Raw genomic sequence first — 25,918 nt, 5'->3', positions numbered from 1 at the left:
GGCTATGGTTGCGCCGCCTGTCATTCGGAGTTCCGTCATGTCACGCAGCCGTTTCATCGGCCTGGTGCTTACCTCTATTGCTACGTCGACCGTCCTCACCACGTTCGACGTCGCTGCCCAGGGAGCTCCGCCGGCCCCTCCGGTTCAGGTCGCGACCCCTCTCGCCAAGCGCATCACCAACTGGGACGAGTTCACCGGCCGCTTCGAAGCGAGCGAGCAGGTCGAGGTCCGCGCCCGCGTGTCCGGCTTCATCGACAGCGTGCACTTCCCTGACGGCTCGCTCGTCCAGAAGGGCGATCTGCTCTTTACCATCGATCAGCGGCCTTACAAACTGGCCGTCGACGTGGCCCGCGCCGACGTCACCCGCGCCAAGGCCCAGGTCGAGCTCTCGCAGAACGAGGTCGATCGCGCCGAGGGCCTGACCCAGAACCGCACCATCACGGCCCGCGACGTCGACCAGCGCCGCGCCAACCTCAACAGTGCGGTCGGATCGCTTCAGGGCGCCGAGGCCAATCTCAAGAACGCCGAGCTCAACCTCGAATGGACCGAGGTGCGGGCGCCGCTGGCCGGCCGCATCTCGAACCGCCGCGTCGACCCGGGTAACCTGATCGCCGGCGGCCAGTCGGGCGCGACGCTGCTGACGACCATCGTCGCGGTCTCGCCGATCTACTTCACCTTCGACGTCTCGGAGGCCGACTTCCTGCGCTACTCCCGCATGGCCAGCCTGCGCGACGGCTCGGGCAAGGATGCCGGCGTCCCGGTCGAAGTGAAGCTGTCGGACGAAACCAAATGGGGCCGCCGCGGCAAGGTCAACTTCGTCGACAACGCCGTGAACGCGCGTTCGGCCACGATCCGCGGCCGCGCCGTCTTCGACAACAAGGACCAGTTCCTGACGCCCGGCGTGTTCGGCCGCCTGCGCTTCTTCGCCGGTGAATCCGATGCGCTGCTCGTGCCCGACACCGTGATCGCCTCGGACCAGGCCAGCAAGATCGTGCTGACTGTCGGCCCGGAGAACAAGGTCGTGCCGAAATCGGTCGTGCTCGGACCGATCAGCGAGGGCCTCAGGGTGATCCGTTCCGGCCTGTCGACCGAGGACAAGGTCATCGTCGGCGGCAACGCCAATCCGATGGTCCGTCCGGGCGTCGCGGTGACGCCGCAGCCGGGCGAGATCAAGGTCGCGACGACGAACTGAATGCCTCCCGCGCCGACTTTCCCGAAAGCCGGCGCCCGCTTCTGGCGCCTCAACCACGCCCGACATTGAAACACGGGCGCCACCGGGCGCCCGCCCGCCTTTATCCGGACAGGACATTTCCATGTTCCGCTTCGCCCATTTCTTCATCGACCGGCCGATCTTCGCCACCGTTCTCTCGGTGCTGCTGACGATCGCCGGTGCCATCGCCCAGCGCTCGCTGCCGATCTCCGAATATCCCGAGATCGCGCCGCCAACCGTCTCGATCACCGCGACCTATCCCGGCGCCTCGGCCGAGGTCGTCGCCGCCACGGTGGCGACGCCGATCGAGCAGGAGGTCAACGGCGTCGACGACATGCTCTACATCACGTCGCAGTCGACCGGCGACGGGCGAGTGACGATCAACATCGTGTTCAAGGCCGGCGTCGATGTCGACCAGGCGCAGGTGCTGGTGCAGAACCGCGTCTCGCAGGCCGAGGCGCGCCTGCCGCAAGACGTACGCGCACTCGGCATCCAGGTTCGCAAGGCCTCGCCCGACTTCCTGATGGTCATCAACATGATCTCGCCGGACGGGTCGCGCGACGCGCAGTACATCTCGAACTATGCCTCGCTCTACGTGAAGGACGTGCTCACCCGCGTCGACGGCGTCGGCGACGTGCAGGTCTTCGGTGCGCGCGACTTCTCGATGCGCATCTGGCTCGACCCGGCCAAGGTCGCAGCACGCAACCTGACGGCGGGCGACGTCGTCGCAGCGCTCAGGGCCGCAAACGTGCAGGTCGCGGCCGGCGCGCTCAACCAGCCTCCCGCGAAGTCGGACGAGGCCTTCCAGTTTTCGGTCAACACGCTCGGCCGCCTGACCGACGTCTCGGAATTCGAAAACATCGTCGTGCGCTCCGATGCGGATGGCGGCACGATCCGCGTGCGTGACATCGCCCGCGTCGAACTCGGCTCGCAGGACTACACCACCAACGCCTATCTGGATAACAAGAACACCGTCGCCATCGGCGTCTTCCAGCGGCCGGGCTCCAACGCGCTCGCGACCTCGGACAAGCTGATCGCGACGATGGGCGAGATGGCCAAGCAATTCCCCGTCGGCCTCGAGCACCGCATCATCTACAACCCGACCGAGTTCATCGGCGAATCCGTCGACGCGGTGGTGCATACGCTGCTCGAGGCTATCGTGCTCGTCGTCATCGTGGTGATCCTGTTCCTGCAGACCTGGCGCGCCGCGATCATCCCGATCGTCGCGATCCCGGTCTCGCTGGTCGGCACCTTCCTGGTGATGAGCGCGGTCGGCATCTCCTTCAACACGATCTCGCTGCTGGCGCTGGTTCTGGCCATCGGCATCGTCGTCGACGACGCGATCGTCGTGGTGGAGAATGTCGAGCGCTATCTTGCCGAGGGCCTCACGCCCAAGGAAGCCGCTCACAAGACCATGGACGAGGTCGGCGGCGCGCTGCTGGCGATTGCGCTCGTGCTCTGCGCGGTGTTCATCCCGACTGCCTTCATCAGCGGCCTGCAAGGCACCTTCTACCAGCAGTTCGCGGTGACGATCGCGGCCTCGACCGCGATCTCCTGCTTCGTCTCTTTGACGCTCTCGCCGGCGATGTCGGCGGTGCTGCTCAAGCCGCACAAGAAGCATGACGAGCACGAGCAGCACGGCTTCCTCTACAAGCTGGGCGCACCGGTCCGCTGGTTCTTCCACTATTTCAACGCCGGCTTCGATTGGCTGTCGCGCACCTATGGGCGCGTCACCTCCAGGCTCATCCGCATCGCGGTGATCCTGCTGATCGTCTATTCCGGCCTGATCGCGGCGACCGTCTGGGACATCCGCCGGACGCCGACCGGCCTCGTGCCGCAGCTCGACCGCGGCTATTTCATCGCCGTGATCCAGCTGCCGCCCGGCTCCTCGCTGGAGCGCACGGACGCGGTGCTGCGCAAGGCCAACGAGATCCTGCTGTCGCGACCGGGCGTCGCCCATACCGTCGCCTTCGCCGGTCTCGACGGCGCGACCTTCACCATCGCGCCGAACACCGGCGTGGCCTTCGTCACACTCGCGCCGTTCAAGGACCGCGAGAAACAGGGGCTGACGACGCAGGGCATCTTCGCCGACCTCCGGCAACAGATGTTCGGCATCTCGGAAGCGTTCACCCTGCTGATCGAGCCGCCGGCCATCCCGGGCATCGGCACCGGCGGCGGCCTGAAGGGCTATGTGCAGGATCGTGGCGGACGCGGGCTCGCCGCACTTGAAGGCGCCGCCTGGATCGTCGCCGGCTCGGCCGGGCAGGTCCCGGGCATCCAGCAGCCCTTCACGCTGTTCTCGACCAAGACGCCGCAGATCTACGCCGATATCGATCGCACCAAGGCGGAGATGCTCGGCGTGCCGATCACACGCATCTTCGAGACGCTGTCGGTCTATATGGGCTCGGCCTATATCAACGACTTCAACCTGCTGGGCCGCACCTATCGCGTCACCGCACAGGCGGATAACCCCTTCCGCCTGACCACGCGCGACGTCGCCAATCTCAAGACCCGCAACGCGGATGGCGAGATGGTGCCGATCGGCTCGATCGCATCCTTCCACGATACGACCGGCGCCTATCGCGTGCCGCGCTACAACCTCTATCCGGCAGCCGAAGTGCAGCTCTCGATGGCGCATGGCTTCTCGACCGGCCAGGGCATCGCGGCGGTCGAGAAGATCGCGGCGGAGCGGCTTCCGGCGGGCTTCGGCTTCGAGTGGACGGAGATCGCGCTGCAGGAGAAGCTCGCGGGCAATACGGCGATCATCGCCTTCGGCCTCGCGGTGGTGTTCGTCTTCCTGCTGCTCGCGGCGCTCTACGAGAGCTGGCTCCTGCCGCTCTCGGTCATCCTGATCGTGCCGATGTGTATCCTGGCGGCGATGTTCGGGGTGAACTACGCCAATCTCGACCGCAACATCCTGGTCGATATCGGCCTCGTGGTGCTCGTCGGCCTCGCCGCGAAGAACGCGATCCTCATCGTCGAGTTCGCCAAGCAAGCTGAGGACGAAGGCATGCATCGCCGCGATGCGGCGATCGCCGCCGCCCGGACCCGCCTGCGGCCGATCCTGATGACCTCGATGGCCTTCATCCTCGGCGTGCTGCCGTTGACGATCTCGGTCGGCGCCGGCGCGGAGATGCGCCAGGCGATGGGTATCGCGGTGTTCTCCGGCATGCTGGGCGTCACCTTCTTCGGCCTGATCTTCACGCCGGTGTTCTACGTGATGGTGCGCTGGCTGGCGGAGCTGGGTGGCAAGAAGCGCAAGGCGCAGGCAGCACAGCAGCAGCCGACCAGAGCGCATGGCTGAAGGTGACGGCGGCGGCTTTCCAGCCACCGCCCTGCCCCGACGGCAGACACGAAAAAGGGCCGCTCGCGCGGCCCTTTTTCTTTTCCTGAGGCGTCATTCTCGGGCGGAGCGAAGCGCAGACCCGAGAATCTCATGACGAGACGGCGAAGAGCCTCCTTAGGCCCGAAATGCTCGGGTCAAGCCCGAACATGACGGCGGCGCCCCTCAGCCCCACCAGCGCTCGGAAACCGGGAAGCGGCCGGCAGCCTGCTCGATCACCTCGCCGAGCGAGAACAGCGTCTCCTCGTCGAAGGGGCGGCCGATGAGCTGCAGGCCAAGCGGCAACCCCTGCGCGTCGAGGCCGGCGGGCACGGCGATGCCGGGCAGGCCAGCCATGTTCACGGTCACGGTGAAGACGTCGTTGAGATACATCTCGACCGGATCGGCCGAACCCTTCTCACCGATCCCGAAGGCGGCGGAAGGCGTCGCAGGCGTCAGCACCGCGTCGATGCCCTGCGCATAGACCGTCTCGAAGTCGCGCTTGATCAGCGTGCGAACCTTCTGGGCGCGCAGGTAGTAAGCGTCGTAATAGCCGGCCGAGAGGACGTAGGTGCCGATCATGATGCGGCGCTTGACCTCGGCGCCGAAGCCGGCGGCGCGGGTCTTCTCGTACATCTCGACGATGTCCTTGCCCTGCTCGCGCAGGCCGTAGCGGACGCCGTCATAGCGGGCGAGGTTCGAGGAGGCCTCGGCCGGCGCGACGATGTAGTAGGCCGGCAGCGCGTATTTCGTATGCGGCAGCGAGATCTCGACGATCTCGGCGCCGGCGGCCTTGAGCCATTCGATGCCCTTCTGCCAGAGTGCGTCGATCTCGGGGTTCAGACCCTCGAGCCGGTATTCACGGGGAATGCCGATCTTCATGCCCTTCACAGAGCGGCCGACAGACATCTCGTAGTCAGGCACAGGCGTATTGACCGAGGTCGTGTCCTTCGGATCATGTCCCGCCATCGAACGCAGCATCACGGCGCAGTCGCGCACGCTCTTGCCGATCGGCCCAGCCTGGTCGAGCGAGGAGGCGAAGGCGACGATACCCCAGCGCGAGCAGCGGCCATAGGTCGGCTTGATGCCGACCGTACCGGTGAAGGCGGCCGGCTGGCGGATCGAGCCGCCGGTGTCGGTCGCGGTCGCGGCAAGGCAGAGATCGGCGGCGACGGCCGCGGCCGAACCGCCCGACGAGCCGCCGGGCACGAGGTGGTTGCCCTCGACGGCCCCGCCCTGCCCGGCTCCGACGTTGGACCCCTCACGGCGCCACGGGTTCACGACATTCCCGAAAGCCGAGGTCTCGTTCGACGAGCCCATGGCGAACTCGTCATTGTTGAGCTTGCCGAGCATCACCGCGCCGTCGCGCCAGAGCTGGCTGGAGACGGTCGACTCATAGCCCGGCACGAAATTGCCGAGGATGTTCGAGCAGGCGGTGGTACGCACGCCCTTGGTCGCGAACAGGTCCTTGATACCGAGCGGCAGGCCCTCGAGCGGTCCGCCCTGCCCCTTGGCAAGCTTCTCGTCGGAAGCGGCGGCCTGCTTCAGGGCGTGCTCGGGTGTTTCCAGCACATAGGCATTGAGGGCGCGGGCCTTCTCGACGGCGGCGATATGGGCCTTCGCGAGCTCGGTCGCAGAGAAGGTCTTGGCTTTCAGGCCGTCGCGGGCCTCGGTCAGCGTCAGGCGGGTGAGATCGGTCACGGTTTCAATTCCGTTCTGCATGCGGATGGCGATCCCGGATGGCGCTTCGCCTCCGGGATGATCGAACAGGCGCGCCTCGCGCTTATTCGATCACCTTCGGCACCATGAAATAGTTGTCCTCGGAAACCGGGGCGTTGGCGACGATCATGTCGGCGATCTCGCCGTCGTTCACCACGTCCTCGCGCTGCTTCATCGCCATCGGCGTCACCGAGGTCATCGGCTCGACGCCGTCAACATTCACCTCGTTGAGTTGCTCGACGAAGCCGAGAATGGCGTTGAGCTCGCCTTGCAGCTTGGGCAGATCGGCCTCCGGCACGGCGATGCGCGCGAGATGCGCGACGCGTTTGACGGTGGCGAGATCGACCGACATGGCGGACTCCTGACAAAGGCGCTGCTGGCGCCGGAAACGGTTCGCCGCGCTATAGCAGATGGCGGCGCGTAAGTAAGGGCTAAGACGAAGCGCGTGATGGTCGGGCTTGCCCCGACCATCTCTCTATTCAGAGATTCTTGGCTCTCCGTTGCGCTCCGGCGGAGAACGACGGCGAGATCAGATCGCGAAAGCCTCGCCCTTCTTCGGCAGGACGACCTCGATGCCGCTGCCCTGCATGCCAGCGACGAAGGTGTCGGCGTTCTGGTCGATGATCGGGAAGGTGCCGTAATGGCTGGGGATCGCGACCTTCGGCTTGACGAAGCGGGTCATGGCGAGCGCGGCGACCTTGCCGCCCATGGTGAAGCGGTCGCCGATCGGGCAGATGCAGGCCTCGACGCCATGGATCTCGCTGAGCAGGGCCATGTCGGAGAAGATGTCGGTGTCGCCCATATGCCAGAGCGCTTTCTCACCCCTGGCCTTGATGATCGCTCCGTTGGCGCTGCCGACCGGAACGTTGACGCCGCCCTCGCCCATACCGGCCGAGTGATCGGCGCGGACAAGCGTGACGCTGAACGGGCCGAGGTCGACCGTGCCGCCGGTATTCATCGGCTGGAAGCTCTTCAGCCCTTGCGAGGCCAGATGCATGGCGAGATCGTAGTTGGTGATGACGGTCGCGCCGGTCTTGCCGGCGATGTCGAGCGTATCGCCGACATGGTCGCCATGGCCGTGGGTGACGACGATGTGGCTCACGCCCTTGGAGATCGCGGCGATATCGCCCTCGAAGGCTGGATTCCCCGTGAAGAACGGGTCGATCAGGATGGCGGCGCCGTCGATGTCGACGCGGAAGGCGGAGTGGCCGTACCAGGTGAGTTTCATGCGAAGGCTCCGGAAACGTACGGGTCAATCAAGATGCGTGATCGGATATAGATCATTCCAATCGGGGTTGGCACGTTCGATGAGAGCGACCTTCCAATTCCGCTGCCAATGCTTGACGCGCTTTTCCTGGGCAATGGCTTCCGCGGGATCGTCGTAGTGCTCAGCATAGACCAGGCGCGTGACGCCATAACGTCTCGCAAATTCTGAACCGCGGCCGCCCCGATGCTCCTCGACGCGGCGGGATAGTTGATTGGTCACACCGACATAGAGCGTGCCGTTCTTTTGGCTTGCGAGAATATAGAACCACATCCCCACCCCACATGCGGGTCATCCCGGGAGCAGCGAAGCGTAGACCCGGGATCCATGCCGGAATCTGACAAGAACGGGCTCGGCAGACAACTCAGAAGGTTCCGGCATGGATCCCGGGTCGGCGCGGCTTCGCCGCTTGCCCGGGATGACCCGCGTTGAGGAAGTATCGACAAGCTGGAACAGCCCGTGCAGGTTCGTGCGATGATGCCAGACAGAAATATCCCCATGACCGACGCCGCCACACTCGCCCGCCGGATCGCCCAGGGCCATGGCGACGAGCCGGCCGATCTCGTCATCAAGGGCGCGAAGCTTCTCGATCTCGTCACTGGTGCGCTGGTCGACAGCGACATCGCCATCTGCGGCGACACCATCGTCGGGACCTATGGCAACTACGAAGGCAAGCGCGTCATCGACGCCAAGGGCCTCATCGCCGTGCCCGGCTTCATCGACACGCATCTGCATATCGAATCCTCGCTGGTGACGCCGCTCGAATTCGAGCGCTGCGTGCTGCCGCATGGCGTCACCACGGCGATCTGCGACCCGCACGAGATATCCAATGTACTGGGCGCCGAGGGCATCCGCTATTTCCTCGCCTGCGCCGAGGCTATGCGGATGGATCTGCGCGTCAATTTGTCGAGCTGCGTGCCGGCCACCCATCTGGAAACCGCCGGCGCCCGGCTCGAGGCCGGCGATCTGACACCGATGATGGACCATCCGAAGGTGATCGGGCTCGCCGAGTTCATGAACTTCCCCGGCGTGATCCATCGCGATCCCGCTTGCCTCGCCAAGCTGGAGGCCTTCTCCCATCGCCATATCGACGGCCACGCACCCCTGGTGCGCGGCATGGACCTCAACGCGTATCTCGCCGCCGGCATCCGCACCGACCACGAGACGACGACCGCCGACGAAGCCCGCGAAAAGCTCGCCAAGGGCATGGCAATCCTGATCCGCGAGGGCTCGGTCTCGAAGGACCTGCATCAGCTGATCTCGCTGATCTCGCGCGATGCCTCGCCCTTCCTCGCCTTCTGCACCGATGATCGCAACCCGCTCGACATCGGCGAGGAAGGCCATCTCGACTACATGATCCGCACCGCCATCGCCGAGGGCGCGGATATGCTGGCGACCTACCGCATAGCCTCGCTCTCGGCGGCGCGGAATTTCGGGCTGTTCGACCGCGGCTTCATCGGGCCGGGCAAACGCGCCGATATCGTGCTGGTCGAAGACCTCGCCGCCTGCTCGGTGAAGCAGGTGCTGACCGGGGGGCGGCTGGTGGAGGAGGCGCTGTTCGCGGATCGCAGAAGCATCGCGCCGGTCGGGCTCGGCAGCGTGAAGTGCCGGCCCGTCACGCCGGCATCCTTCCGGGCCCAGGCCCGGGACGGCGAGACGCCGGTGATCGGGGTGGTGCCGGGGCGGATCATCACCGAGCGGTTGTCGATGTCCCTGCCCTCGCGCGATGGCGAAGCGCTGCCCGATCTCGCGCTGGATGCGATCAAGGTCACCGTCGTCGAGCGTCACGGCAAGGACGGCGGCATCGCCACCGGCTTCGTCCACGGCTTCGGTATGAAGCGCGGCGCCATCGCCTCCTCGGTCGGGCATGACAGCCACAATCTCTGCGTGGTTGGGGTGGACGATGCGTCGATGGCGGCGGCGGCCAACCGGCTGATCGAGATCGGCGGCGGCTTCGCCGTGGCGGATGATGGCAAGGTCACCGCGGAGCTGGCGCTGCCGGTCGCCGGGCTGATGAGCGAGCAGCCCTTCGAGGCTGTGCGCCACGATCTGGAAGACTTGCGCGCCGCGGCGAAGGCGCTCGGCGTCGTGCTGGCCGAGCCCTTCCTGCAGGTGGCCTTCCTGACGCTGCCGGTGATTCCGCACCTCAAGATCACCGACAAGGGGCTCGTCGATGTCGATCGCTTCGATTTCGTGTGAAGCTTCGCGACGTCATGCTCGGGCTTGACCCGAGCATCTCGGAAACCGCCGTCTTCTCGTCCTGAGATTCTCGGGTCTGCGCTTCGCTGCGCCCGAGAATGACACCAACCCGCCGCTAGATCCTCTCCTCCAGCGCCGCCATGACCTTCTCGGCGACGAGGCCGGAGACGCGGCCGTTCGACTCCACCGTGTTGCCGGCGATATGCGGGGTCAGGATCAGGTTGGGCGCACCCGCGAAGACCTTGGCCGCGTCCTTGCCGAGCGGCTCCTGCTCATAGACATCGATCGCCGCGCCGCCGAGCTTGCCGGCCTTGAGCGCCTTGACCAAAGCCACCTCGTCCATGATGCCGCCGCGCGCGGTGTTGATCAGGATGGCGTCCGGCTTCATGCGGGCGAAGGCCTTCGCGTCGATCATGCCGCGGGTTTCCGAGGTCAGCGGGACATGCAGGCTGATGACGTCGGCCTCTGCCAGCAATTCGTCGAGTTCCAGCCGCCGGACGCCGCTCCAGGCCGGGTCGTCGGCAGGCAGGCGCGGATGAAAGGCGGCGACCTCCATTCCAACAGCGCGGGCATGATGAGCGACGTCGCGTGCGATGGCGCCGAAGCCGACGAGGCCCATCAGCTTGCCGGCGATCTCGCGGCCGATCAACTTGGTCTTGGGGAATTCGCCGGAGACCATCGCGGCATTGGCGAAATATGCGCCGCGCAGCAGGGTCATCGTCGTGCCGATGACATATTCGACGACGGACAGGCTGTTGGCGCCGGTCGCCGGGAAGACGCGGATGCCGCGAGCCGCGCAGGCTTCCATGTCGAGATTGTCGAGGCCGACGCCGAGGCGGCCGATCACCTTCAGCGCCCTCGCCGCCTCCAGCACCTTGCCGCGGACCTGAGTCTGGTTGCGCACGATTACGGCCGGGACGTCGGCGACGAGCCGCGCCATCTCGTCCGGGCTGGCATAGAGCTCGGGATCGTAGTGGACCGCGAAGCGCGCCTTGAGATTGGCGACAGCGGTGTCGTCCATGAATTCGGTGATGACGATGTCGGTCATGGGGCGGTGCTGACGATGAAACGAAGGCGTGGATCGGGGCTATAGAGCGGCGCGACGAAAGTCTCGACCAGCCGGCCGCCGTTCTTCTCGATGATGCGGCGCGAGGCGTGGTTCTCGACGTCGCAGGTGATGGAAATTTCCGGCAGCCCGGCCTCGCGCGCGACGCTGAGCATCGCAGCGAGCGCGGCGGTGGCATAACCACGGCCGGCGAAGGCCGGCAGGATGGTGTAGCCGATATGTCCGAGCACATGCTCGGGCAAGGCGAACACAGCCCTGCCTTCGACATCCTCCTGCCAGCGCAGGTTGATCGAGCCGATGAAGGGCCGCTCCGGCCGGTCCTCGGCGAAGATCCAGCGCGTCGGGCCGGGAATGCGATCGACCTCGCGGCCATCCGGCAGCTTGATGCGGCCGGGACCGCCACGGGTTTCGGCGAGGAAGGCGTCCGGGTCGGCGGCGATCGCGGCGAGCTGCTCGGGCGCGACGTTGCGCGTCGTGTTCGGCGACCAGCCGCCGCGCAAGGCCGCCTGGTAGGCGTCGAGCAGGGACTTGTCGGGAACTTGCAGCGAGATCCGCGCCGGCACGGCAGGCATCCTTTTTGGGAAGAGTCCGATAGCCGGCGCGTATAGCGCGACGGCCGACGATGCGCGATGACTTCCGCGCTACAGGGAGCGGAAACCCGCCATTCCTCGCATGCATCGCAACAGGTATCGCTCGCGAGACAGCCCGGCGCGTGATACCGCCATGCCATGACCAGCGCCGTCGTCCCGCTCGAAGCCTTCCTCGACCTGCCGGCGCATGCGCGCCTGCTCGGTCTCGATCTCGGCTCCAAGACGATCGGTCTGGCGCTCTCCGATCTGGAGCGGCAGATCGCGACGCCGCTGGAGACAATCCAGCGGGTGAAGTTCGGGCTCGACGCAGCCGCGCTGCTGAAGATTGCTCAAAAGCACCAGATCGCGGGGCTGGTGATCGGCCTGCCGCTCAACATGGACGGCACGGAGGGGCCGCGCGTGCAGTCCACCCGCGCCTTCGTGCGCAACCTCGCCCCCCTCACCGATCTGCCGATCGTGTTTTGGGATGAGCGGATGTCGACGATGGCCGTGACACGCACGCTGCTCGATGCCGACGCCTCGCGCGCCAAGCGCGCGGCGGTCGTCGACAAGATGGCAGCCGCCTACATCCTGCAGGGCGCGCTCGACAGGCTGGGCCGGCTCATTCCGCTGGAAGGCGAGCAAGACGAGTTCCATTGAAAAACCGCCTCGACGAAGAATGAGGCGGCTTCCCGGAGGGCTCAGTTGAGCAGAATCCCGCGCTTGAACGCCTTCTTCTGCGCTTCGCGCTCGTTCTTGATGGCGCGCTTGCGCTCTTCCATCGTCATGCCTGCCATCGGGTCCTGCTGGCGGCGGCCGCTGTCGAAGCCGGGCCGGCGATCATTGCCCCAGTCTCCGCGGGCATCGTCGCGGCCGGAACCGCGGCGGTCGTCGCGCCAATCCCTGCGATCGTCGTTGCGCCCGTAGCCACGGCGCTCATAGCCATCGCCGGAGCGACGCTCATAGGAGCGATCATAGTTCGGGCCGGCGTAATATTGCGCTGCGGCGGGCTGAACACCGGCCCAGCCGACCATCGCCAACCCCAGCCCGGCGATCAGAGCATTTCGAAGGGACGCCATTTCAGTGATACCTCAGCCTTCCAAACATATGTGACGCTATCGTTCTGGCGTTCAATCGCGAAGATTTCCCTGACAACCCCACAAAAATAGGCCCGCGCAGATTGCGCGGGCCTTGCAAGGCACTTCAGGCCGCGACCTCAGCGATGATCGCGGAAATCATACGGCGCATAATAGCCGTAGGGCGCATAGTAGCGCTGCGGATAAGCATAGACCGGCGGCGGCGGAGCCGCGTAGTAGCCTTCATCGTAGTACGGTGCCGCATAGGCCCGGTTGTTCGCCGCGACAGCCGCCGCGCCGAGGATACCGAGGCCAACGGCCCCCGCGATCGCAGCGCCGCGCGACGGGCCACGATAGCCGTAGTAGCCGCCGCGGTACCCACCGCGGTAGCCGCGGTAGTACTGGGTATATCCGGCCTGCGCCTTGTCGAGCCGCGCCGCATCGAACAGGCGCTGCTCCTTCGCCATAGCGGGAACCGCGTAGCTGCTCACCGCCAAACCTGCGGCAGCCAGCGAGACGGCGAACTTCTTACCCAGAGAGATCATGACGGCATCTCCTTTCTCGGGACCGCCCCGAACCATGAATACAGGTTCGCTCGATCCGGTTGAATGCGACCTGAACCAATCGCGGCAGCATTGCGGCACGGACACAACGCCTCTCCGTCAACACCCTTGCCGGCTGTGGGCCGCCATGGAACAGGATCGTTCGATCCTTGTCGCTTCAACCGATGACGGGTTCCGTTGTTCCTGCCCCACTTTGCCGGCCTGCCATGCTCGATAGCCTGATCGCCGTTTTCCTCGTCATCGCGACAGGGTGGGTCCTGAAAGTCCGTAACCTCGTTTCGCCCTCGCATTGGCTGGGCGTCGAGCGCCTGACTTATCAGGTCCTTTTCCCGGCCGTCGTCATCCATACCCTCGCCATGGCCGATCTGCGCAGCGTACCGGTCATTGCCATGGGGGCGAGCCTCGTCCTTGCCATTCTCAGCGTCGCTGCGCTTCTGCTCGTGACTCGGCCGCTCCTGGCCCGAGCGGGCATCGGCGGGCCCGCCTTCACCTCGATTTTCCAGGGCTCGGTCCGCTGGAACACCTTCGTCGCACTGGCGCTCGCCGCCGGCCTGCAAGGCCGCAACGGCGCGACTCTGATGGCGATCGCCGTCGCCGCGATGATCCCCTTGCTCAACGTCATGTGCGTCGTCGTCCTCGCGCGCTTTGCCAACGGCAAACCAATGAGCGTTGGCGGCACAGTGCGCTCGATCCTGTACAACCCCTTCATCTGGTCCTCTGCCGTGGGCCTTGCCCTCAATCAGGTCCAGTGGCTGCTGCCTTCGGCTTTCACCGGCTATCTCGACGTCCTGGGGCGGGCTTCCCTCGGCATCGGCCTGCTGGTCGTAGGCTCTGCGCTCGATCTCAATCGCCTTGCGCGCCCTCGCCTGGCCCATTGGGTCGCGGCCGGGTTGAAGCTCGCGGTGATGCCGCTGGCGGCGTGGCTCTATGCCGGCTGGTTCGGCGTCACCGGCCCGGCCCTGACCATGACGATCGTCGCCGGCGCCGTCCCTACCGCGACAGCCGCCTATTTCCTCGCCCGCGATCTCGGCGGCGACGCACCGCTCATGGCCGAGATCACAACCCTTCAAACCCTGCTGGCACTCGCAACGCTTCCAGTCGCCGTACTCCTGCTGACGTAAGCAAGCAGAGCTTGAAATTTTCAAGAGAATACAATTTATAATTGCATATCGTAAGGGAACGCCTGCGAACGAGTTCCGTGCCTGCCAGACGAGGGAATCCATGCGCATGAAGCCGAAGGCGCGAAAGCTGGTTCCGCCCGAACCGGACCTCGACGAGCAGGACGACACCATTCCCGATCGACCGATGACCGCGCTGGAGGCTGCATCCTTCATCGAGAGCATGGCAGCCGAGCTGCGAGGCATGGCGCGCGGCACGAAGCTCGAGACCTTGTCCTACTTCCTGGAGATGACGCGGATCGAGGCGTCCGCCGAAATCGAGCGCCTGATCAAATCGAACGGCAAGGACCGGTAGACCTCAGCCATCCGAACACGAAGCAGGTCAGAAGCGCGCCCGCGACAACGCCCCTCCGGGGTGACGGCGCACTTGCCCTTCGATTTCCAATTCGACCAGTACCCGGTTGATCTCGCGCGCGGCATGACCGCTCGCGCGGACGAGGTCATCGAGCGCGATTGGCGTCGGTCCCAGCAATTCCAGCACGAGGCGCCCGAGACCTGGCTGCAAGGTAGCCCTCTTGACCTTCTCGGCCGATGGCGGGGGATCGAAATCCCCTTCATGTCGGATGAACCCCGGCGCCGGCGCCACCTCCGGCAGATCGAGTTCATCCCACATCGCCTCGCTCGCCGGTTCGCCGGCGGCCTCCCGCAGCGCCGAGCGCTCCAGCCAGGAGGCCGGGCCCTGCCGGCGCAACGGCGCGAGCGCCTCGATGACATGCGCCGCTTCGGCGCAAAGCGTCGCTCCCTCCCGAATCAGATGGTTCCCGCCTTCGGCACGTGGATCGAGCGGCGAGCCCGGCACGGCAAAGACCAACCTGCCCTGCTCGTTGGCGAAGCGCGCCGTGATCAACGAACCCGAGCGACGTGCCGCCTCGACCACCACAGTGCCGAGCGAGAGGCCGGAAACCAGCCGGTTACGCCGGGGGAAATCGCGCGCCCTTGCGACCCAGCCGAGCGGCATCTCACTGACGATGGCGCCCTGCTCGGCGATGCGTTCCGCCAGAGGGATGTTTTGCGGCGGATAGATTTCATCGAGCCCGCCAGCGAGCACGGCGATCGTGCCGGTATCGAGGCTGGCCTGGTGGGCTGCCGTGTCGATGCCGCGGGCGAGCCCCGAGACAATGGCGAAATCGGCCTCGCCGAGCTCGCGCGCCAGCCGGCCGGTGAACTTCATTCCTGCCGCGGAGGCATTGCGGGAACCGACGAGGGCGACCGCCGGCCTCTGGAGAGACTGCACCTGCCCGAGCACCGCGATCAGCGGCGGCGCCGAATCGATCGCCCGCAGCGGTATGGGGTACTCCGCTTCGCCGAGCGCGATCAGGCAGCCGCCGAGACGTCGCAGCGCCTCGATCTCGCGTTCCGCCTCGGCGGGCTGGCAGATGCGGATTGGACGGCCTGCTCGTCGCGCGAGGTCGGGCAAGGCCTCGAGCGCAGCACCAACCCCGCCGAAACGGTTCATCAGGGAACGGAAGCTGCGCGGGCCGATGCTCTCGCTGCGGATCAGCCTCAGCCAATCGAGACGCTGGCGATCGGAGAGGACGATGCCAGCCATGTTCAGCTCTCAGCCCTTCTGGCCGATCTTGCCTTCGCGCCCGGCCAGAAGCCGGGCGATATTGGTCCGGTGCATAATCCAGAGCAGCACGGTCAGGATGGCCATGACGATGGCCGCCTGGTGCATGCCGGCCCAGAACCAGAGCAGCAGCGGCGTCAGCAGGCTGGCCACCAGCGCCGAGAGTGAGGAGTAACGCGAGAGATAGGCGACGCTCAGCCAGACCGCGGCGAAGACGAGCGCGATCGAGGCCTTCACGCCGATCAGCACGCCGAGATAGGTCGCGACGCCCTTGCCGCCCTTGAAGCCGACCCAGACCGGGAAGAGATGGCCGAGAAAGGCGCCGATGCCCGCCGCCAGCGCCGCCTCCGGCCCGCCGAGCAGGCGCGCGCCGACGATGACCGCCACCGTTCCCTTCAGCATGTCGCCGACGAGGGTAGCGGCCGCGAGCTTCTTGTTGCCGGTGCGCAGGACATTGGTCGCGCCGATATTGCCGGAGCCGATGCTGCGCAAATCCGGCCCGCCCGCCAGCCGCGTCAGGATGATGCCAAAGGGAATGGAGCCGAAGAGATAGCCGACGACGAGCGCGATCAGCGTTGCGGAGCCGGAAAGGCTCCAGTTCAGAACATCGGTCATGCCGCCCTATTCCCCACAGTCCACGGGCAGCCTAGAACATCGGACCGAAAAGTGGAAACCACTTTTCGGGCAAATCCGGTGCTACGGCAAAGAGATAGATTGCCACTTGGCGTCCGGAAGGACGCGCGGCGATCTAGCCCGGCTCGCCCTCATACACCACCCGCCCGGCGACGATCGTCGCGGCTACGATGCCTTCCAGGCGAGCCTCGTCGAAGGGCGAGTTCTTGGCGCGCGACTTGAGCTTGCGCTTGTCGACGACGAACGGCGCCTCGGGGTCGAACAGGACGAGGTCGGCGGGAGCACCCGGAGCAAGCCGGCCCGATGGCAGGCCGAGCAAGGCGGCCGGCCGCGCCGACAGGGCGGCGAGAAGCTGGGGCAGCCCGATATGGCCCGCCTGCACCAGCCGCTGCGCGGCCGACAGCATGGTCTCAATGCCGAGCGCGCCGTCCGCTGCCTCGGCGAAGGGCTGGCGCTTGGTCTCGACGTCCTGCGGATCATGGTCGGAGACGACAGCGTCGATCACGCCTTCGGCGAGCGCGGCGACCAGAGCGAGGCGATCATCCTCGTGGCGAAGCGGCGGCGAGACCTTGCAGAAGGTCCGGTAGTCGCCGACGTCGTTCTCGTTGAGGGTGAGATTGTTGATGGAGACGCCGCAGGTGATGCGGGCGCCGTCCTGCTTGGCGCGGCGTACGAGTTCAGCCGATTCCGCGCAGGAGATCATCGCGGCGTGATAGCGGGCGCCGGTGGCGCGGGCGAGGCGGATGTCGCGTTCCAGCATCACCGTCTCGGCCTCGAGCGGGATGCCGGGCAGGCCCTTGCGACTGGCGAACTCGCCCTCGTTCATCACGCCGGAACCGCGCAGTTCCGGGTCCTCGACATGGTTCATGATCAGCGCGTCGAAGTTGCGGGCGTAGATCATGGCGCGGCGCATCACCTGCGGGTTGCGCAAGGCCCTGGCGCCGTCGCCGAACGCGACCGCTCCGGCCTCTAGAAGCAGGCCGAATTCGGTGATCTCCCGGCCTTCCAGCCCCTTGGTCAAGGCGGCGCAGGGCAGCACGTTGACGATCGCCTTGTCGCGGGCACGGCGCTTCAGGAAGTCGATGATGGCGGGATCGTCGATCGGCGGGTCCGTATCCGGCCGGCAGACGATAGTGGTGACACCGCCCGCGGCAGCCGCCTGCGAGCCCGAGCCGAGCGTCTCGCGGAATTCGGCGCCGGGCTCGCCGAGGAAAGCGCGCAGGTCGATCAGGCCCGGCGTCAGCACCTGCCCCTTCGCGTCGATGCGGCGCACGCCCTCGCCCGTCGCGGGGTCAGCCCCCCATGCGACCGAGGCGACGGCGCCGCCGCTCAGCAAGACGGAACCCTTGCCCTCGCGCCCGGACGCCGGGTCGATGAGGAGCGCGTTGACGATCGCGATATCCTGCGTTTCAGCCATGTTCGGTCCCGCCACGCTCAGATATTCGGCAGATGCTGGGCGAGGGCATCGAGCACGGCCATGCGGACGGCAACACCCATCTCGACCTGCTCGCGGATCAGCGACTGCGCGCCATCAGCCACTTCCGACGAGATCTCGACGCCGCGGTTCATCGGTCCCGGATGCATCACCAGCGCATCGGGCGCGGCGCGCTCGAGCTTCTCGCGATCGAGGCCGTAATAGCGGAAATACTCCTTCGAGGACGGCACGAAGGCACCGTGCATCCGCTCGAGCTGCAGACGCAGCATCATCACGATATCAGCGCCTTCGAGCCCTTTGTTCATATCGGTATAGAGCTCGACGCCCATGCGCTCGATGCCCGCCGGCATCAGGGTGGAAGGCGCGATCAGCCTCACCTTGGCGCCGAGCGCGTTGAGCAGGATGATGTTGGAGCGGGCGACGCGCGAATGCAGGATGTCACCGCAGATCGCCACGGTCAGCCCCTGGATGCGGCCCTTGTTGCGGCGGATCGTCAGCGCGTCGAGTAGCGCCTGCGTCGGGTGCTCGTGAGCGCCGTCACCGGCATTGACCACCGAGCAGCTCACCTTGCGGGCGAGCAGATTGACCGCGCCGGCAGCGTGGTGCCGCACCACGATGATGTCCGGCCGCATCGCGTTGAGGGTCGCGGCAGTGTCGATCAGCGTCTCGCCCTTCTTCACCGAGGACGATGCGACGGACATGTTCATCACGTCGGCGCCCAGCCGCTTTCCCGCAAGCTCGAAGGAGGCCTGCGTGCGGGTCGAGGGCTCGAAGAACAGGTTGATCTGGGTGCGGCCGCGCAGCGTCGCCGTCTTCTTCTCGACCTGCCGGGAGAGCGCGACATAGGCCTCGGCCCGGTCCAACAGCCCCTCGATGTCGAGATGGGACAACCCCTCGATGCCGAGCAGGTGGCGGTGCGGATAGAGCGGGGCTGGCGATGTCATTTGAAGGTCGCTGTTTAGGCGCGACTCGCCCCCGGCGCAAGCCGCCCGAATAGAGAAAGGCTGTCATGCCGCGCGCAGCGGTGGAGCTTGCGTCCGATTGGCGCTAGGTCAGATGCCTCGCCGTTCGCTCCCCACGTTTTGCCGAAGGGATCAAGCCTTGTCCGCCTCCACGACCGCCTTTGTTCCAGCGTCTCACGGCATCGAATGGGAAGCCCTCCCCCCGGCCGAGGCCGGCCTCGACGTCAGCAGGCTCGCGGCAGCGGTCGCCTTTGCCCAGGATCACGAAAGCCCCTGGCCCCGCAGCCTCTACTATCCGGACGGCAGCTATGTCGGAAATGTCGAGTGGAATGAGACGGGTCCCTGGACGGAGATCGTCGGGCCTGTCCGCGAGCGTGGCGGCCCGGCAGGGCTCATCCTGAAGGGTGGTCGCATCGTTGCCGAATGGGGCGACACGAGCCGCACCGACATGACCTTCTCGATCGCCAAGAGCTATCTGTCCGTGCTCGCCGGCATCGCCTTCGACGATGGGCTGATCCGGGACGTCGAGGAGCCGGTCGGCAAGAGCGTCGACGATTCCGCCTTCGCCGGCCCCCACAATGGCGCCATCACCTGGCGCCATCTGCTGCAGCAGTCGAGCGAATGGCAGGGCGAGCTATTCGGCAAGTCCGACCAGGTCGATCACAACCGCCAGATCGGCCCCGGTGCCGACAACAGCCGCAAGGGCCAGCGCCGCGAACTGCGCGAGCCCGGCAGCTTTTACGAATACAATGACGTGCGGGTGAACGTGCTGAGCCACGCCCTGCTCAAGCGCTTCCGCCGGCCGCTGCCGGAGGTGCTGCGCGAGCGGATCATGGACCCGATCGGCGCCTCGCCGGACTGGCAGTGGCAGGGCTACAGCACATCCACCGTCACGATCGACGGGCGCGAGATCCAGTCGGTGCCCGGAGGCGGGCATTGGGGCGGCGGGCTCTTCATCGGCGCACGCGACCATGCCCGCTTCGGCCTGCTGATCGGCCGCAAGGGCGCGTGGAACGGCCGCCAGCTCCTTTCGCAGGCCTGGGTCGAGCGGATGCTGAGCCCCTCCCCGACGCTGGGCAATTACGGCTATCTCTGGTGGCTGGCACGCGGCCCGGCCGCGCGATCGGGGGTTCCCGAGACCGCCTTCTCGGCGCTCGGCGCCGGCAGCAACGTGATCTGGGTCGAGCCCGAGCGCGACATCGTCGCCGTGCTGCGCTGGATCAACGGAGCTTCGACCGAAGGCTTCATCGACCGCCTGCTGGCGGCGCAAAGCTGAGAGCGCGCCGCGTTCGCCCGGTTCGCGCTCAATCCTTCACCGAATAGACGTGTTCGGGCCCCGGAAAGCGCCGGGCCCGAACCTCGGCAGCGTAATCCGCCACGGCCTTGTCGACATCCTCGGCAAGGTTGCCGAAGAGCTTGACGAATTTCGGCACGCGCCCGGTCAGGCCCAGCATGTCGTCGAGCACGAGCACCTGGCCGTCGCAGGCGGCGGAGGCTCCGATGCCGATGGTAGGGATCGCGATTCTGGCCGTTATTTCGGCCGCAAGCGGCTCGGCCACCGCTTCCAGCACCACGGCGAAGGCGCCGGCTTCCGTCACCGCCGCGGCATCGGCGGCAATCGCCGGCCACTCGGCCCGGCTGCGCCCCTGCGCCTTGAAGCCGCCGAGCACGTTGACCGCCTGCGGAGTCAGCCCGACATGGGCCATCACGGGGATGCCGCGCTCCACCAGGAAGGCGATGGTCTTCGCCATGCGCTGCCCGCCTTCGAGCTTCACCGCGCCACAGCCGGTCTCCCGCATGACGCGGGCCGCGTTGCGGAAAGCCTGCTCCGGGCTTTCCTCATAGCTGCCGAACGGCATGTCGACGACGACCAGTGCGCGCTGCGAGCCGCGCATCACCGCCTGTCCGTGCAGGATCATCATCTCCAGCGTGACCGGCACGGTGCTGTCGAGGCCATGCACGACCATGCCGAGAGAATCCCCGACCAGCAGGAAATCGCAATGGCGATCGGCCAGCGCCGCCATCGGCGCCGTATAGGCGGTCAGGGAGACGATCGGCTCCGCTCCCTTGCGGCTGCGGATGTCCAACGCCGTCCGGCGCCTGATCTGTGCTTGCGAAGACACGCTCGCCTCCCCATTTCGTAGCCCAAGCCGGAGAATGGCCCTAAACGGTCCCGTGCAACACGCAAAGCGCAATCGCCGTTTGACACGGCCCGCCCGCTGAACCACTTTCGCGCGCATCATCCGAACCGCAGCGGTCTTGCGGGTCGCGGAACCGTCCGTTAGGGCCGGCTCCGCGCTCTGATCAGAGCCGTTATCGAGACACGAAAATCATGAAGCTCCTCGTCGTCGAGTCGCCGGCCAAGGCCAAGACGATCAATAAATATCTCGGCTCCGACTACGAGGTCATCGCCTCGTTCGGGCATATCCGCGACCTGCCGGCCAAGGACGGCTCGGTCGAGCCCGACAACGATTTCGCCATGAAATGGGAAATCGAGGGCCGCGGCGCCAAGCAGGTCTCCGAGATCGCGCGCGCCGTGAAGGGCGCCGAGAAGCTCATCCTCGCCACCGACCCGGATCGCGAGGGCGAGGCCATCTCCTGGCACGTGCTGGAGGCGCTCAACCAGAAGAAGGTGCTGAAGGGCATCCCGGTCGAGCGCGTCACCTTCAACGCCGTCACCAAGGACGCCGTGCAGAAGGCATTGGCCAATCCGCGCGCCATCGACCAGGCGCTGGTCGATGCCTATCTGGCACGCCGCGCGCTCGACTATCTCGTCGGCTTCACCCTTTCGCCGGTGCTCTGGCGCAAGCTGCCGGGCGCCCGTTCGGCCGGCCGCGTGCAGTCGGTGGCCCTGCGCCTCGTCTGCGACCGCGAGCGTGAGATCGAGGCCTTCCGGGCGCGCGAATACTGGTCCCTGGTGGCGACGCTCGCCACAGAATCCGGCCAGACCTTCGAAGCCCGGCTCGTCGGCGCCGACGGCAAGAAGATCGCCCGGCTCGACATCGGCAACGCCGAGGAGGCCAAGGCCTTCAAGGAAGCGCTGGAAACAGCGCTCTTCACCGTGAGCGAGGTCGAGGCCAAGCCGGTCAAGCGCCACCCCTACCCGCCCTTCCAGACCTCGACGCTGCAGCAGGAGGCCTCGCGCAAGCTCGGCCTGGCTCCGGCGCGGACGATGCAGCTCGCCCAGCGCCTCTACGAAGGCGTCGACATCGGCGGCGAGACGGTCGGCCTCATCACCTATATGCGAACCGACGGCGTCGACATGGACGGGTCGGCCATCGCCGCCGCCCGCCGCGTCATCGGCAAGGAATTCGGCGACCGCTACGTGCCCAACGTGCCCCGCAAGTACACGGTCAAGGCCAAGAACGCGCAGGAGGCCCACGAGGCGATCCGCCCGACCGATCTCGGCCGGCTGCCGGCGATGGTCGCGCGCCAGCTCGAACCCGAGCAGGCGAAGCTCTACGAGCTGATCTGGAAGCGCACCATCGCGAGCCAGATGGAATCCGCCGAGATGGAGCGCACCACGGTCGACATCGCGGCGAAGGTCGGCGCGCGCCATCTCGATCTGCGCGCCACCGGACAGGTCGTCCTCTTCGACGGCTTCCTGACGCTCTATCAGGAGAGCCGCGACGACGAGGAAGACGAGGACTCCAAGAAGCTGCCGGCGATGAAGGCGGGCGACAAGCTGGAGAAGCGCGCCATCGCCGCCGATCAGCACTTCACCGAGCCGCCGCCGCGCTTCTCGGAAGCCAGCCTCGTCAAGCGCATGGAAGAGCTCGGCATCGGCCGGCCATCGACCTATGCCGCGACCCTCTCGACCTTGCGCGACCGCGAATATGTCCGCATCGAGAAGAAGCGCCTCGTGCCCGAGGACAAGGGCATGCTGGTCACGTCGTTCCTGGAGAGCTTCTTCAAACGCTATGTCGAGTTCGACTTCACGGCGAACCTCGAGGAAAAGCTCGACCGCGTCTCCAACGCCGAGATCGACTGGAAGGCGCTGCTGCGGGAGTTCTGGGAGGAGTTCCAGGCCTCGATCGGCGAGACCAAGGACCTGCGCGTCGGCGACGTGCTGGAGGCGCTGAACGGCATCCTCGGCGACTATATCTTTCCGCAGAAGGCCGATGGCTCCGATCCGCGCGTCTGCCCAAATTGCGGCAACGGCCAGCTCTCGCTCAAGCTCGGCAAGTTCGGCGCCTTCGTCGGCTGCTCGAACTATCCCGAATGCCGTTACACCCGTCCGCTCTCCGTCCCGGCGGCTGAGGGGGAGGCTTCCGCCGAGGGCGGCCAGGGCACGCCCGGCGTGCGCGTGCTCGGCACCGATCCGGTGACCGGCCTCGAAGTGACGCTGCGCGACGGCCGCTTCGGCCCCTATATCCAGCTCGGCGAGGGCGAGAAGCCGAAGCGCTCCAGCTTGCCCAAGGGCATGAGCCCGGCCAGCGTGACGCTGGAGAAGGCGCTGGCGCTGCTCGCCCTGCCGCGCGAGGTGGCGAAGCATCCCGAGTCGGGCGAGCCGATCCTGGTCGGAATCGGCCGCTACGGACCTTATGTCCAGCACGGCAAGACCTACGCCAATATCGACAAGGACGACGATGTCCTCGAACTCGGCGGCAACCGCGCCATCGACCTGATCGTCGCCAAGGAGAGCGGCGGAGGTGGCCGGCGCGGTGGCGCGGCGACGCCGGGACGGGCGCTCGGCGAGCATCCGGCCGGCGGCACGCTCGAAGTGAAGGCGGGCAAGTACGGCCCCTATGTCGCCTGGGGCAAGATCTTCGCGACATTGCCCAAGACGATGGCGGCCGAGAGCATCACGCTGGAGCAGGCGATCGAGCTGGCGAACGCCAAGGCCGAGACGAAGGGCGGCGCCAAGGGCAAGGCCAAGGCCGCCGCCGGCGCGAAAGCCAAGGCTCCGGCGAAGAAGGCGGCCGCCAAGAAGGCGCCGGCCGAGAAGGCAGAAAAGGCGCCAGCCAAGAGCAAGGCCAAGGCTGCGGGCTGACCTGCGCCACCGGCGGCGGAGAGCGGAGCCATGCGCCTGGCAACCTGGCTCCTATTGGGAAGCGGGGCGGTCCTCTGCGTCGCGACTTTCGCGGGCAGGATTTGGCTAAACAGGCTCGCCCGACGCCGTTGACTTCGCCAGCGATGGGAGGAGGATAGCAACACTGATGCGTCACCACGCAAGAGAGGGGCGCCTATCATGACCATCGCCAAAAAGCTCCAAAGCTATATCGACGGCCGAGGCATCGCCTATGACACCGTCGCCCATAATCGCACGGCTACCAGCAGCCAGGCGGCGCAGGCGGCCCATATTCCCGGTAGCAAGCTGGCCAAATCGGTCGTCGTCCATCACGAGACCGGCTATGTCCTCGCTGTCGTGCCGAGCACGCACCGGATCGAGCTCTCGCGCTTGCAGGATGTGATGGAGAGGCGGCTCGGCCTCGCCTCCGAGGACGAGATCGGCTCGCTATTCTCCGATTGCGACATCGGCGCCGTCCCACCGGTCGGGTCGGCCTATGAGGTACCGGTGATCCTCGACAAGAGCCTCGGCGACGCCAAGGAGGTCTATTTCGAAGGCGGCGACCACCGGACGTTGGTGCATGTCAGCGGTGCCGACTTCCTCAGCCTGATGAAGGATGCGCGGCTGGCAAGCTTCAGCCACCCATCCTAGATCGCCGCGCATCCGATCGGATGCGCTATCGGTGATCGGTCTCGGGATATTTATCGGTGTAGCGTGAGACGGACGCCCTGCGGCATGCAGCGTGATGAAAACGCGGGTCTCGGCCGGCGGCGGATGCGCCGGCCGGAAGTTAGGCGTTTCCTGCGACCACGACGATGCGCCGCACCTCGCCGCGCAGGAAGGCCTGCAGGAAGCGCTCGTAATCCTTGAAGGAAATGCAGCCGTTCGAATCGCCGCGCGGCCCGAGCAGATAGGTGTGCGCCAGCAGCCCGGCACGGCCATGGATGGCGCCGCTGCCACCGACCGGGTTCAGGCGGATGGCGCGCACGCCGTGGAACAGTGCCTCGCGTTCGGTCAGCGTATAGGTGTGCGGCGGCGTGACGCCCTTCATCCGGACGTGGGCGTAGCTCGGGTCGTCCATCATCTCGCCGAGGCCGGAATGCGCCTCGAGCCGCTCGCCATTGGGCATGTAGACCATCTTGGCGCTGATGTCGTAGATCGCGGTGCCCGCCTCGGCGGTGCGCGGCGGCGTGCCGGCCGAGGGGCTGAGCCTGGCGACGCGGCCGCGGTCGATGACGTCATCCTGCGGCGCGGCATAGGCCAGCGCCGTGCCTGTCGGCTGTTGCTTCTGCACGCCGAAGAGCTTCTCGAAGAAACTGCGGTTGTCCTCCGGCGTCGGCGCCGCAGCAGCCGTGCGGTTGCGGCGCGGCGAAGTCGGCTGCGCCACTCGCGGCTGCGGCTGAGGCTGAGGTTCAGCCTTCGGCAGCAGGTCCAAGGGCCGCGGCACCGGCATGGGCATCGGCGCCGCCTTCTCAGCCAGCGTGACCGGTGGCTGCGGCGGCAGAGGTAACACCGGCTCGGCGGCCGCGATGGAGGACGACGACGCGGGCGGCTTCGCCGGCTGGAAGGCGGAACGGGCGGGAGTACCCTGGGCGAAGGACGCGGCCTTGCCGCCGGACAATGCGGGATCGAGCAGGCCGCTATAGGCGGGGGCCGGCTGCGTCGCGGCGCGGCCGGCAGGCGCCTTGCGGGCAGCTGCAGAAGGAACACTACCGGCGTCAGGCGCCGGTGCGCCCTGCCCCAACATCCAGAAGCCGGACATGGCGCCACAACTCAGGGCGGCGGCGAGGAAGAACCCTTTCAGCAAAGGCCGGCGGCGTCGGCGCGAGCGCACATAGGGCACGCCGCCTTCCCGCACATAGGTCGCATAGGTCATCCGCCGCACTCTCGATACACTTACGCCACGCCCCGCGGCGGACACGGCTTCGCCGCTCGCGCCCCGGTCGAGGGAGGCGCGATTTGCGTTGCGATGTGGCCGAGTATGCCGGGAGAACCCAAACTTCTTTCTGCTTCGATAAGGCGCTGTGTTGGTTAATCGCCGGTGAACCGCATCGATAATTTTTGCGGATGAGGAAGCTGCGGTTGTCAGGCCGCCGCGGCGCCGCAAGACGATGCAAAGGCGGCGCGATCAAGGCCGCCGGATG

At 66.6% G+C, this 25,918-nt stretch carries 23 protein-coding genes; 9 read left to right on the top strand and 14 right to left on the bottom strand.

The window, feature by feature from the left end; translation table 11 throughout:
- Positions 1-37 precede the first annotated feature (37 nt).
- Positions 38-1,192, top strand: coding sequence for an efflux RND transporter periplasmic adaptor subunit (locus tag AC1DNE_RS12480; RefSeq protein ID WP_441472102.1), 1,155 nt, complete (start codon positions 38-40; stop codon positions 1,190-1,192).
- A 121-nt stretch (positions 1,193-1,313) separates the two neighbouring features.
- Positions 1,314-4,514, top strand: coding sequence for an efflux RND transporter permease subunit (locus AC1DNE_RS12475; RefSeq protein WP_441472101.1), 3,201 nt, complete (start codon positions 1,314-1,316; stop codon positions 4,512-4,514).
- A gap of 204 nt (positions 4,515-4,718) precedes the next feature.
- Here the strand turns inward: AC1DNE_RS12475 and gatA are convergent, their stop codons facing one another.
- The 4 genes from gatA to AC1DNE_RS12455 all read right to left on the bottom strand — a co-directional run bounded on the left by gatA (position 4,719) and on the right by AC1DNE_RS12455 (position 7,788).
- Positions 4,719-6,233, bottom strand: coding sequence for an Asp-tRNA(Asn)/Glu-tRNA(Gln) amidotransferase subunit GatA (gatA, locus tag AC1DNE_RS12470; protein WP_441472128.1), 1,515 nt, complete (start codon positions 6,231-6,233; stop codon positions 4,719-4,721).
- Positions 6,234-6,315: 82 nt separating this feature from the next.
- On the bottom strand, positions 6,316-6,603 hold the full coding sequence (gene gatC / locus AC1DNE_RS12465) for an Asp-tRNA(Asn)/Glu-tRNA(Gln) amidotransferase subunit GatC (protein ID WP_441472100.1): 288 nt from the start codon (positions 6,601-6,603) through the stop codon (positions 6,316-6,318).
- A 177-nt stretch (positions 6,604-6,780) separates the two neighbouring features.
- Positions 6,781-7,479 carry a metal-dependent hydrolase gene (locus AC1DNE_RS12460; RefSeq protein WP_476766453.1) on the bottom strand — a complete coding sequence of 233 codons (699 nt, stop codon included), beginning with the start codon at positions 7,477-7,479 and terminating at the stop codon, positions 6,781-6,783.
- A 24-nt stretch (positions 7,480-7,503) separates the two neighbouring features.
- A complete protein-coding gene (locus tag AC1DNE_RS12455; RefSeq protein ID WP_441472098.1) occupies positions 7,504-7,788 on the bottom strand; it encodes a GIY-YIG nuclease family protein in 285 nt (94 codons plus the stop codon).
- Between the two features lie 225 nt (positions 7,789-8,013).
- On the opposite strand from AC1DNE_RS12455, the gene ade reads away from it, so the two are divergent.
- Positions 8,014-9,714 (top strand): adenine deaminase, encoded by a 1,701-nt coding sequence (gene ade, locus AC1DNE_RS12450; RefSeq protein WP_476766454.1) that lies wholly within the window; start codon positions 8,014-8,016, stop codon positions 9,712-9,714.
- Between the two features lie 115 nt (positions 9,715-9,829).
- Here ade and AC1DNE_RS12445 read toward each other — a convergent pair whose 3' ends face one another.
- Both AC1DNE_RS12445 and AC1DNE_RS12440 read right to left on the bottom strand, forming a co-directional pair.
- Positions 9,830-10,762, bottom strand: coding sequence for a hydroxyacid dehydrogenase (locus AC1DNE_RS12445; RefSeq protein WP_441472096.1), 933 nt, complete (start codon positions 10,760-10,762; stop codon positions 9,830-9,832).
- On the bottom strand, positions 10,759-11,343 hold the full coding sequence (locus AC1DNE_RS12440) for a GNAT family N-acetyltransferase (protein WP_441472095.1): 585 nt from the start codon (positions 11,341-11,343) through the stop codon (positions 10,759-10,761). The genes AC1DNE_RS12445 and AC1DNE_RS12440 overlap by 4 nt, the downstream gene beginning before the upstream one ends.
- A 165-nt stretch (positions 11,344-11,508) precedes the next feature.
- Between AC1DNE_RS12440 and ruvX the strand changes: the two genes are divergently transcribed.
- Positions 11,509-12,009, top strand: coding sequence for a Holliday junction resolvase RuvX (gene ruvX / locus AC1DNE_RS12435; protein ID WP_441472094.1), 501 nt, complete (start codon positions 11,509-11,511; stop codon positions 12,007-12,009).
- A gap of 41 nt (positions 12,010-12,050) precedes the next feature.
- Here ruvX and AC1DNE_RS12430 read toward each other — a convergent pair whose 3' ends face one another.
- Both AC1DNE_RS12430 and AC1DNE_RS12425 read right to left on the bottom strand, forming a co-directional pair.
- Positions 12,051-12,428: a hypothetical protein gene (locus AC1DNE_RS12430; protein ID WP_441472093.1), complete on the bottom strand. Its 378-nt coding sequence runs from the start codon at positions 12,426-12,428 to the stop codon at positions 12,051-12,053.
- Between the two features lie 137 nt (positions 12,429-12,565).
- Positions 12,566-12,970 (bottom strand): hypothetical protein, encoded by a 405-nt coding sequence (locus tag AC1DNE_RS12425; RefSeq protein WP_441472092.1) that lies wholly within the window; start codon positions 12,968-12,970, stop codon positions 12,566-12,568.
- Positions 12,971-13,194: 224 nt separating this feature from the next.
- Here AC1DNE_RS12425 and AC1DNE_RS12420 point away from each other — a divergent pair, with 224 nt between their 5' ends.
- Positions 13,195-14,109 carry an AEC family transporter gene (locus AC1DNE_RS12420; RefSeq protein WP_441472091.1) on the top strand — a complete coding sequence of 305 codons (915 nt, stop codon included), beginning with the start codon at positions 13,195-13,197 and terminating at the stop codon, positions 14,107-14,109.
- A 100-nt stretch (positions 14,110-14,209) separates the two neighbouring features.
- The gene (locus AC1DNE_RS12415) at positions 14,210-14,461 is read left to right on the top strand and encodes a hypothetical protein (protein WP_441472090.1); all 252 of its coding nucleotides are present in this window, start codon (positions 14,210-14,212) and stop codon (positions 14,459-14,461) included.
- Between the two features lie 27 nt (positions 14,462-14,488).
- On the opposite strand, the gene dprA is transcribed toward AC1DNE_RS12415, so the two are convergent.
- From dprA to AC1DNE_RS12395, 4 genes are all read right to left on the bottom strand, one after another.
- A complete protein-coding gene (gene dprA / locus AC1DNE_RS12410; RefSeq protein WP_476766478.1) occupies positions 14,489-15,706 on the bottom strand; it encodes a DNA-processing protein DprA in 1,218 nt (405 codons plus the stop codon).
- Positions 15,707-15,724: 18 nt separating this feature from the next.
- Positions 15,725-16,348 (bottom strand): glycerol-3-phosphate 1-O-acyltransferase PlsY, encoded by a 624-nt coding sequence (gene plsY / locus AC1DNE_RS12405; RefSeq protein WP_441472089.1) that lies wholly within the window; start codon positions 16,346-16,348, stop codon positions 15,725-15,727.
- Positions 16,349-16,481: 133 nt separating this feature from the next.
- Positions 16,482-17,783, bottom strand: a complete 1,302-nt coding sequence (pyrC, locus tag AC1DNE_RS12400; protein WP_441472088.1) for a dihydroorotase — start codon at positions 17,781-17,783, stop codon at positions 16,482-16,484.
- 17 nt (positions 17,784-17,800) lie between these two features.
- Positions 17,801-18,745, bottom strand: coding sequence for an aspartate carbamoyltransferase catalytic subunit (locus AC1DNE_RS12395; RefSeq protein WP_441472087.1), 945 nt, complete (start codon positions 18,743-18,745; stop codon positions 17,801-17,803).
- Positions 18,746-18,902: 157 nt separating this feature from the next.
- On the opposite strand from AC1DNE_RS12395, the gene AC1DNE_RS12390 reads away from it, so the two are divergent.
- A complete protein-coding gene (locus AC1DNE_RS12390; RefSeq protein WP_441472086.1) occupies positions 18,903-20,039 on the top strand; it encodes a serine hydrolase domain-containing protein in 1,137 nt (378 codons plus the stop codon).
- A 28-nt stretch (positions 20,040-20,067) separates the two neighbouring features.
- Here the strand turns inward: AC1DNE_RS12390 and panB are convergent, their stop codons facing one another.
- Entirely contained in the window at positions 20,068-20,886 is an 819-nt protein-coding gene (gene panB / locus AC1DNE_RS12385; RefSeq protein WP_441472085.1) for a 3-methyl-2-oxobutanoate hydroxymethyltransferase, read from the bottom strand.
- 209 nt (positions 20,887-21,095) lie between these two features.
- Between panB and topA the strand changes: the two genes are divergently transcribed.
- Both topA and AC1DNE_RS12375 read left to right on the top strand, forming a co-directional pair.
- Complete coding sequence (gene topA, locus AC1DNE_RS12380; protein ID WP_441472084.1) at positions 21,096-23,756, top strand: type I DNA topoisomerase; 2,661 nt, start codon at positions 21,096-21,098, stop codon at positions 23,754-23,756.
- Between the two features lie 198 nt (positions 23,757-23,954).
- A complete protein-coding gene (locus AC1DNE_RS12375; protein ID WP_441472083.1) occupies positions 23,955-24,425 on the top strand; it encodes an aminoacyl-tRNA deacylase in 471 nt (156 codons plus the stop codon).
- 139 nt (positions 24,426-24,564) lie between these two features.
- On the opposite strand, the gene AC1DNE_RS12370 is transcribed toward AC1DNE_RS12375, so the two are convergent.
- The gene (locus tag AC1DNE_RS12370) at positions 24,565-25,650 is read right to left on the bottom strand and encodes a DUF2778 domain-containing protein (RefSeq protein WP_441472082.1); all 1,086 of its coding nucleotides are present in this window, start codon (positions 25,648-25,650) and stop codon (positions 24,565-24,567) included.
- Positions 25,651-25,918 lie beyond the last annotated feature (268 nt).

The sequence above is a fragment of the Allobosea sp. 05L423 genome (assembly GCF_056397745.1).
This window is presented reverse-complemented; position numbering and strand designations above follow the sequence as displayed.